This is a genomic window from Variovorax sp. 20P10.2.4 (assembly GCF_058244205.1).
In genome coordinates this window covers 1-7761 of record NZ_JBZAYE010000346.1, presented here as the reverse complement: position 1 = coordinate 7761, position 7761 = coordinate 1, and the positions used below count along the sequence as shown (strand labels likewise).

General features: G+C 69.5%; 7 protein-coding genes. 2 read left to right on the top strand and 5 right to left on the bottom strand.

The genetic code is table 11. From position 1 onward, the window contains the following. From AC27VN_RS26230 to AC27VN_RS26215, 4 genes are all read right to left on the bottom strand, one after another. Positions 1-745 (bottom strand): NAD(P)-dependent oxidoreductase (locus AC27VN_RS26230; RefSeq protein WP_490878418.1); only part of this gene is annotated, 745 nt, incomplete at its 3' end. Between the two features lie 31 nt (positions 746-776). Next, entirely contained in the window at positions 777-1817 is a 1041-nt protein-coding gene (locus tag AC27VN_RS26225) for a LacI family DNA-binding transcriptional regulator (protein WP_296782655.1), read from the bottom strand. Positions 1818-1866: 49 nt separating this feature from the next. Next, positions 1867-3657 (bottom strand): TRAP transporter large permease, encoded by a 1791-nt coding sequence (locus tag AC27VN_RS26220; RefSeq protein WP_490878419.1) that lies wholly within the window; start codon positions 3655-3657, stop codon positions 1867-1869. A gap of 161 nt (positions 3658-3818) precedes the next feature. Beyond that, complete coding sequence (locus tag AC27VN_RS26215; protein ID WP_057590285.1) at positions 3819-4859, bottom strand: TRAP transporter substrate-binding protein; 1041 nt, start codon at positions 4857-4859, stop codon at positions 3819-3821. A 439-nt stretch (positions 4860-5298) separates the two neighbouring features. Between AC27VN_RS26215 and AC27VN_RS26210 the strand changes: the two genes are divergently transcribed. Further along, positions 5299-5832 carry an HD domain-containing protein gene (locus tag AC27VN_RS26210; protein WP_093342005.1) on the top strand — a complete coding sequence of 178 codons (534 nt, stop codon included), beginning with the start codon at positions 5299-5301 and terminating at the stop codon, positions 5830-5832. On the opposite strand, the gene AC27VN_RS26205 is transcribed toward AC27VN_RS26210, so the two are convergent. After that, positions 5792-6700, bottom strand: coding sequence for a helix-turn-helix domain-containing protein (locus AC27VN_RS26205; protein WP_490878417.1), 909 nt, complete (start codon positions 6698-6700; stop codon positions 5792-5794). The two genes, AC27VN_RS26210 and AC27VN_RS26205, sit on opposite strands and share 41 nt — an antisense overlap. Positions 6701-6825: 125 nt before the next feature. Here AC27VN_RS26205 and AC27VN_RS26200 point away from each other — a divergent pair, with 125 nt between their 5' ends. After that, the gene (locus tag AC27VN_RS26200) at positions 6826-7644 is read left to right on the top strand and encodes an alpha/beta fold hydrolase (RefSeq protein WP_490878416.1); all 819 of its coding nucleotides are present in this window, start codon (positions 6826-6828) and stop codon (positions 7642-7644) included. Positions 7645-7761 lie beyond the last annotated feature (117 nt).

The following is a 7761-nucleotide window of genomic DNA, read 5'->3' as shown; positions in this document are numbered from 1 at the left end:
GCGCAGCGACCAGCGCGTCCTCGTCGACGAGGTTGCCGCGCGCGGCATTGATGAAGAAGGCGCCCGGCTGCATGGCCGCGAAGGCGGCGGCGTTCATGAGGTTCTCGGTGTCTTCGGTGGCCGCCGCGAGGCAGACCACGAAGTCGGACTGGGCGAGCAACTCGCCGAAGCCGGCCTGCACGATGCCCGCCTGCGCCACCACCGCGAAGGGATCGTGCACCACCACGCGCATGCCGAGCGCCTGCGCGACGGTGCAGAGGTAGCGCGCGATCTGGCCGTAGCCGATCACGCCGAGCGTGGCGCCGCGCAGCTCGCGGCCCATGGCGGGCGGCACCGGCAGGCCCGCGTGGTAGAGCGCGGTCGAGGCGCTGATGCCACGCGCGAGGTCGATCATCGCGCCCACGATCCATTCGGACACCGAGGCGATGAAGCCCGCGCTGGCCTGGGTCACCAGCACGCCGTGGCGGCTCGCGGCCGCCAGGTCGATGTTGCGGATGTCGATGGCGCAGCGCACGAAGGCCTGCAGCTTGGGCAGCGCGGCGAACAGCGCCTCGTCGCCCACGGTCTGGCGGTAGGAGACGATGGCGTCGCAGTCGCGCGCCAGTTCGGCGATCTCTTGCGAGGAGAGATCGCGGTCCTCGGGGTTGAAGCGCACCTGCGCGAAGGCGCGCAGCGCGTTGCTGGCGCGCTCGCCGAAGTAGTGGGCGAGCTTGCTCTGGGGATGGCTGACGAAAACCGTGGTCATGGACAAGGCAGGAAGAAAGAAGAAGGCGGCCTCAGCCGCGCGGCGGCGCCACCGAGTCGCGTGCCACCAGCGTGGGCGCGAACAGGAACTCGCCCGCGGGCAGCGCGCCGTCGGCCAGGCGGCTCATCACGCGCTCGACCATCACCTGCGCCATCTCGGGCACCGGCACGCGCACCGAGGTCATCGCGGGGTACATCAGGGTGGAGAGGAACACGTTGTCGATGCCGACCACCGACACATCGTCGGGCACCGCGAGCCCGGCATCGCGAAAGCCCGCCATCAGGCCGTAGGCCAGCAGGTCGTTGACGCCGACCACGCCGGTGGGCCGCTCGGGCAGCTGCGCGAGCTGGCTGGCCTGGGTGCGACCGAGCTCGCTCATCATCGAGTCACCGTACTCGTCGACCGGCAGGCCCTCGACCACGCGCGCGCTGGCCTCGAGGCCGGCTGCGCGCGCGGCCGCGAGAAAGCCCTGGATCTTCTCGTTGCGGCTCATGGTGCGGCCCGAGGGCGTGACGAAGGCCAGCCGCCGGTGGCCCCGTTCGATCAGGTGGGCTGTGGCGATGCGCGAGGACTCGAAGCTGTCGACCGTGACGTGGTCGATCACCGAGGCCTCGCCGGGCGTGGCGCGCCGGTCGTAGCTCACCACCACCAGGCCGCGCTCGGCCGCGGCCTCGACGTGCTGCTCGTCGATCAGCGACGAGATGATGATCACGCCGCGCACGCCGTGCGCCATCAGGTCCTCGAAGAAGCGCGCCTCGCGTTCCTTCTCGCGGTAGGTGTTGCCGATCATGATGCGGAAGCCGTAGCGCTCCTGCGCCAGCGTCTCGACCTCGCGCGCGATGAAGCCGTACATCGGGTTGGCCATCGACGGCACCAGCAGGCCGATCAGCGGCGTGTGGCCGGTCTTGAGCTGCCGCGCCGAGGTGTTGGGCCGGTACTTGAGGTCGCGGATCGCGTCCTGCACCCGCTCCAGCGTGGCGGCCGCCATGCGGTCCACGCGGCCGTTCAACACGTTCGACACGGTGCTGGTCGAAACGCCCGCCCGCTGGGCGACATCGCTGATTCTGCTCACGGTTTTCGGGGTCCTTTCGGGTTCATCGCGGTCCTGCATTCGTGCGTCGTCACAGCCCCATGCGCGTGGGCAGCCAGACCGAGAAGGCCGGCACCAGCACCAGCAGCACCAGGGTGACGAACAGCACCGCGAGGTATTTCATCATCGGCCGCGCCACGTCCTTCACCTGGGTGCCGGTGATGGCGCAGGTGGCGAACAGCCCCAGCCCCACCGGCGGCGCGAACAGTCCGAAGCCCATGGCGATGACCATCACGGTGCCGAAGTGCAGCGGATTGACGCCCAGCTGCGCCGCGATCGGTGTCAGCAACGGCCCGAAGATGATGAGCGCGGGCGCGCCCTCGAGGATGGCGCCGAACACGATCATGATCAGCACCGAGAGCATCACGAACATGGTGCTGCCCCATGCGTGCGCGAACTCGATCATGAACGACGACAGGTACTGCGGGATCTGCTGGATTGTCAGCGCAAACGAGAGGCTGGACGCGGCCGCCACGATGAACAGGATGCTGCCCGCCATCGAGGCCGAGCGCACGAACAGCCGCGCCACCGACGACCAGGTGAGCTCGCGGAAGGCCAGCCAGCCCACCACCAGCGCATAGACCACGGCGAAGGACGAGACCTCGGTCGAGGTCGCGACGCCCGAGGTCACGCCCTTGCCGATCATCGCCACCATCACCAGCGCGACCAGCGCGCCGCCGAGCAGGCGGAACATGGGCGTGCGCACGTCGAAGGCCTGGTCGGGGTCGATGCGCGCGCCGACGTAGATGGTGACCGCGGCCAGCGAGAGCGCGAGCACCACGGCGGGCACGAGCCCGGCCATGAACAGCCCGGCGATCGAGATGTTGGCGACGAAGCCCATGATGATCATGTTGATGCACGGCGGGATGGTCTCGGCCATCACCGCGGTGCAGGCCAGCAGGCCGGCGGTCTCGTTCGGGTCCTGTTTCGTCTTGCGCACGGCCGGCATGATGATGCCGCCGACCGCGGCGATGTCGGCCAGCTTGGAGCCCGAGACGCCCGAGAAGAAGGCGGTGGCCGTGATGGTGATCAGGCCCAGGCCGCCGCGCAGGCGGCCGAACATGCGCAGCAGCAGCTCGATCAGCCGCGAGGACATGCCGTTGGATTCCATCAGCAGGCCGGCCAGCACGAAGAAGGGAATGGCGAGCAGCACGTAGTGGTCGGTGCCGGCCATGACCTGCTGCGAATAGACCAGCATCGGCAGCGAGGGATCGGCCATGAAGAACACCAGCGACGAGAGCGCGAGCACGAAAGCGATCGGCACGCCGAGCATGAGGCCGCCGAGGAAGCCGGCGGTCAGCAGCATCCAGGGCGCGATGGCGTGGCCGGGCACGAAGCTGTTCCAGCCCACGACGGCGGCGGTGAGCGCGATGCCGACGGCCAGGGTGCTCCACACGCGCCGGGCCGGTCCGTTGACGGCGTTGGCGAGGCCGAAGAGCGTCATGAACAGGCTGCCGATGACCACCGGGTAGACATAGATCCACTGCGGCAGGCCGATCGGGGTGGTCATGTTGTAGGCGTCGAGCAGCAGCTCCCAGGACGAGGCGAGCAGGCTGGCCGAGACGCCGACCACGATCCAGTTGCCGAACTGGATCAGCGCGGGCTGCCAGCGCGCGGGCAGCAGGCCGCGGAACAGGTCGACGCCCACGTGCTGGCTGCGCGCGAGCACGGTGGCGGCGCCGAAGAAGACCTGGATCACCATCAGCGCGCGCGCGACCTCCTCGGCCCAGTCGAAGGGATCGTGCAGGAAGTAGCGGAACACGACCGAGACGAAGACGACGAGCACATCGATCGCGAGCACGACGCCGGCCACGTTCTCCATGGCGCGCGTGAGCCAGGCGAGGCCGCGGCCCGCGGGGTGGGCGGTGCTGAAGCCCAGGGCGCGCGGATCGTGGCCGCGGCCCGCGGCCGGCAGCGGCGACAGAGGCGGCAGGACGGCGGGCGTGACAGGGGCCATCGGGGGCAGGACGCTGGACATGCCGGTCAGGCGCGGGCGGCGTTGATGGCGGCGAACAGCGGCCCGGTCTCGGGATACTGCTTGGCGAAGGCCGACCAGAGCCTGGCCTCCATCTCCTTGCGCACCTGGTCGCGCTCGTTCTTCGCCATGGGCGTGAAGCTCAGGCCCAGCTTCTTCAGTTCCTCGATGGCGCCCTGCCCTTTCTCGGCGCCGATCTGGCGCTGCTGCGCGGTCGATTCGGCCGCTGCCTTGAGGAACGCCGGTCGCAGGTCGGCCGGAATGCGGTCCATGGCGCGGCGCCCGGCGATGCAGACCATGGGACTGAACAGGTGCTCGGTCATCCAGCAGTGCTTGACGACCTCGTTGAGCTTGCTCGCGAGCACGGTGGCGGCATCGTGCTCGAAGCCGTCGACGACGCCGGTCTGCGCGGCCATGTAGAGCTCGCCGAAGGAGATGGGCGTGGGGATGGCGCCCATGATCTTGAAGGTCTCGATGAAGGCGGGCGTGGGCAGCACGCGCAGCTTGACGTTCTTCACCTCGGCCAGCGACTTGACGGGCTGCTTGGTGTAGACGTTGCGCGCGCCGTAGTGCTGGCCCCAGGTGATGACCTGGCAGCCGGTGCTCTTGACCAGCATGTCGTTGAGCTTGGCGCCGACGCCGCCGTCGAGGGCCTTGGCGACGTGTTCGTAGCTATCGAACAGGTAGCCGAGGTCGAGCATGCCGAACTGCGGCGTGACGGTGGCCCAGATCGAGGAGCCGGTGAGCATCATGTCGATGGAGCCGACCTTGACCTGCTGCACGACGTCGCTTTCCTTGCCGAGCTGGTTGTTGGGAAAGTAGTCGATGCGGATGCGCTCGCCGACGGCCTTCTTGAGGTTGACCTGCATGAGCTGGTTCCACGCGAAGTGCGAGGAGTTGAGGTCGGCGACGTGCGAGGACGACAGGCGCAGCGCGACGGTCTTGTCCTGCGCGGCGACGAAGGGCGTAAATCCCGTGCCGGCGGCCGCCATCGCGAGCGGCAGGGCCGACGATGACTGGACGAAGCGGCGGCGTGAAATCGAGGTCATGGCTTGTCTCCTGTGGGGTCGAACGCCCGTTTGGTGGAACGATTTACTGTATCGATACACCAATGGCGTTGCAATGTCGTTTCGGTAGGTGTTTTCCTTCGTAAACAACGGTTCTTGGGGGCGCTGGGGGCGCGTGCACAGGACAGCGGGTACTTCCCTCCGCGAATGTCCCCCGGCCTTCGGCCTCCTCCTTGATTTCGCTGCGGGAAGCACCCGCTGCCCTGTGCACGGGAGCGCTGCGGTGGTGCCGGCGGTTCAACAACGGTGGCGTCCAGGCGCGCGTCGATGGGGTACTCCCCGCAGCGAAATAAAGGAGGAGCCGAAGGCGGGGGACATTCGCGGAGGGGAGTACCCCGTCGGCGCGCGCCCGTCCCCGGCCTACGACAACACGGCCCTCTCACCATTGCCACCAAACACACGACCCGCTAGGGTTGTCCGCATGACCCCAGAGACCTCCCCAGACGCCGCGAGAAGCTACGCCATCCAGATGCACGGCGACCAGAAGTACGGCGTGCACCCCTACGTTCATCACCTCGATGCAGTGGTCGCGCTGCTGCGGCCCTATGGAGAACAGGCGCAGGTCGTGGGCTACCTGCACGACGTGGTCGAGGACACCGAGGCCACCGTGGCCGACGTCGCCGAACGCTTCGGCACCCTGGTGGCGGGTTGCGTGGCACTGCTGAGCGACGCGCCCGGTGCCAACCGCAAGGAGCGCAAGGCGCGGACTTATGCGGCCATGTCGCATGTGAAGGGCGAACAGGAACTCGCGCTGACCGTGAAGGCGGCCGACCGGCTGGCCAACGTGCGCGCCTGCGTGGCCGATGGCCATCGCGACCTGTGGGAAACCTATCGCGGCGAGCACGCCACCTTCAAGGCCGCCGCTTACAGGGCCGGCCAGTGCGATCCGCTCTGGGCCGAGCTCGACACCCTGCTCAGCGACGCCGCAGCGCCTGCGCGTAGGCCGACGGCGTGAGACCCAGCTCGCGCCGGAACGCGCGCGAGAAACCCGAGGCGCTCGCGAACTGCAGGCGCCACGCGATCGCCTCGATGCTCTCCTGGCCCGCCGCCAGCAACGACTTCGCGAGCTCGAGCCGCAGGCTGCCCAGATATTGATGCGGCGTGCGGCCCGTCGAGGCCTTGAACGCGCGCACGAAATGGAAACGGCTCAGGCAGGCTTCGCGCGCCATGTCCTCGAGCGACAGCGCGCGTTCCACATGGGCCTGCAGATAGGCCTGCACGCGCGCCAGCCGCGCGGGTGACAGGCCTCGGCCCGCCGTGGCGGGACTGGCCGCCGGCGCGCCCGTGTGCCGCTGCCCGATGCGCGCCAGCAGCGCATGGCCCAGCGTGTCGAGCAGCAGTTCGCCGCCGCTGCTCTCCTGTCGCAGCTCCTGCGCGATCGCCAGCCCGATCTGCGCCACCAGCGGATCGGCCAACCCGCCCGCATAGGGCCAGTCGGCCAGCGCCGTGCGTGCCGCGAAGTCCGGGTCGAGCCCGCCGTCCACGTAGAAGTGCAGCAGCTCCACGCCCTTCCCCTGCAGCCGCAGATGGTCGACCGGCACCCCGCCCGGGCAGATGCAGAAGCGGCCCGGCTGCGCCTCGAAGCGCTGCTCGGACTCGCCGTCCGCGCGCCGCGACACCCGGCCGTGGCCCGCGATGCCGATCGCCACCTCGGTCACCGGTTGCACGAAGCCGGGCGCGTCGACCGCCGCATGCCGGCGGACCTCGGCGCCGAAACCGCGCCAGGGCCGCGCGAACGAGTCGGCGAGCGCGAGGCTGCCGGCCGCCGCGTACTTGGCGCCGTAGCTGGACGATGCGGCAGGAAGAGCGGTCGCGTGGTTCACTGAGCAATCCCGGACAAGAACAGAGCAAGCGCGGAATCCTACGAACGACGGGCCGCCGGTACAACCTCGCAGACCCCGACGCGGCGTCGCGGCCCCACCCCATCGATCACCTCGGAGACATCCCCATGCCCTTCCTGTCCCTGCCCTTCCATCGCCTGCGCTACGAAGACACCGGCGGCCACAAGCCCGCGCTGCTGTTCTGCCACAGCTTCGGCATGCGCGCCGAGATGTTCGCGCCGCAGCTGCGCCACTTCGCGGCCACGCACCGCTGCATCGTCTGGGACCAGCGTGCCCATGGCGAGAGCGCGGCCGAGCATCCCTTCGGCTTCTGGGACTCGGCGCGCGACCTGATCGCGCTGCTCGACCACCTGGGCATCGACCGCGCCGCGGTGGCCGGCACCAGCCAGGGCGGCTTCGTCGCGCTGCGCACCGCGCTGCTCGCGCCTTCGCGCATCGCCAGCGTGGCGGTGTTCGGCTCCTCGATCGATGCCGAATCCAAGGCCACGCGCGAGGCCTACCGCGCCCTGGTCGCCGAGGTGCAGGCCTCGTCCTTCGAGGCGCCGCCGCTGCAGGCGATCGAGGCCATGGCCCATGTCTGCTTCGGCCCGGACTTCGACGCCGGCGCCTGGAAGCGCTCCTGGCAGTCGTGGAACCCGGTGCAGTGGCAACTGGCCTTCGACGCGCTGGCCGGCCGCGATGCCATCGCGCCGCTGGTGGGCGCGCTGCGCATGCCGGTGCTGGTGATGCACGGCACGCGCGACAACGCCTACCCGATCGAGGTCGGCCGCCGCATCGCCGCGGCCATCGCGCAGGCGCGCTACATCGAGGTCGAGGGCGGGCAGCATTTCCTCAGCATCACCGACCCCGAGGTCATGAACCGCACGCTGGCCGCCTTCCTCTCCGAACACGCGCAGCGCGTGCCCGAGCGGCTTCAGTTGGCCTGAGCCGCGCCTTTGCCGCCGATCATGCGCCACGCGCTGGCCGCGCTCAGCAGCGCCAGCCCGGCGCTCAGCAGCATCACCCAGCGGAAGCCCGCCACGAAGGCTTCGGCCACCGCGCGC

Coding starts and splice junctions, on each gene's coding strand:
- AC27VN_RS26220 (WP_490878419.1), bottom strand. CDS start 3,657: ATGGAGAACGTGGCCGGCGTCGTGCTCGCGATCGATGTGCTCGTCGTC.
- AC27VN_RS26215 (WP_057590285.1), bottom strand. CDS start 4,859: ATGACCTCGATTTCACGCCGCCGCTTCGTCCAGTCATCGTCGGCCCTG.
- AC27VN_RS26210 (WP_093342005.1), top strand. CDS start 5,299: ATGACCCCAGAGACCTCCCCAGACGCCGCGAGAAGCTACGCCATCCAG.
- AC27VN_RS26200 (WP_490878416.1), top strand. CDS start 6,826: ATGCCCTTCCTGTCCCTGCCCTTCCATCGCCTGCGCTACGAAGACACC.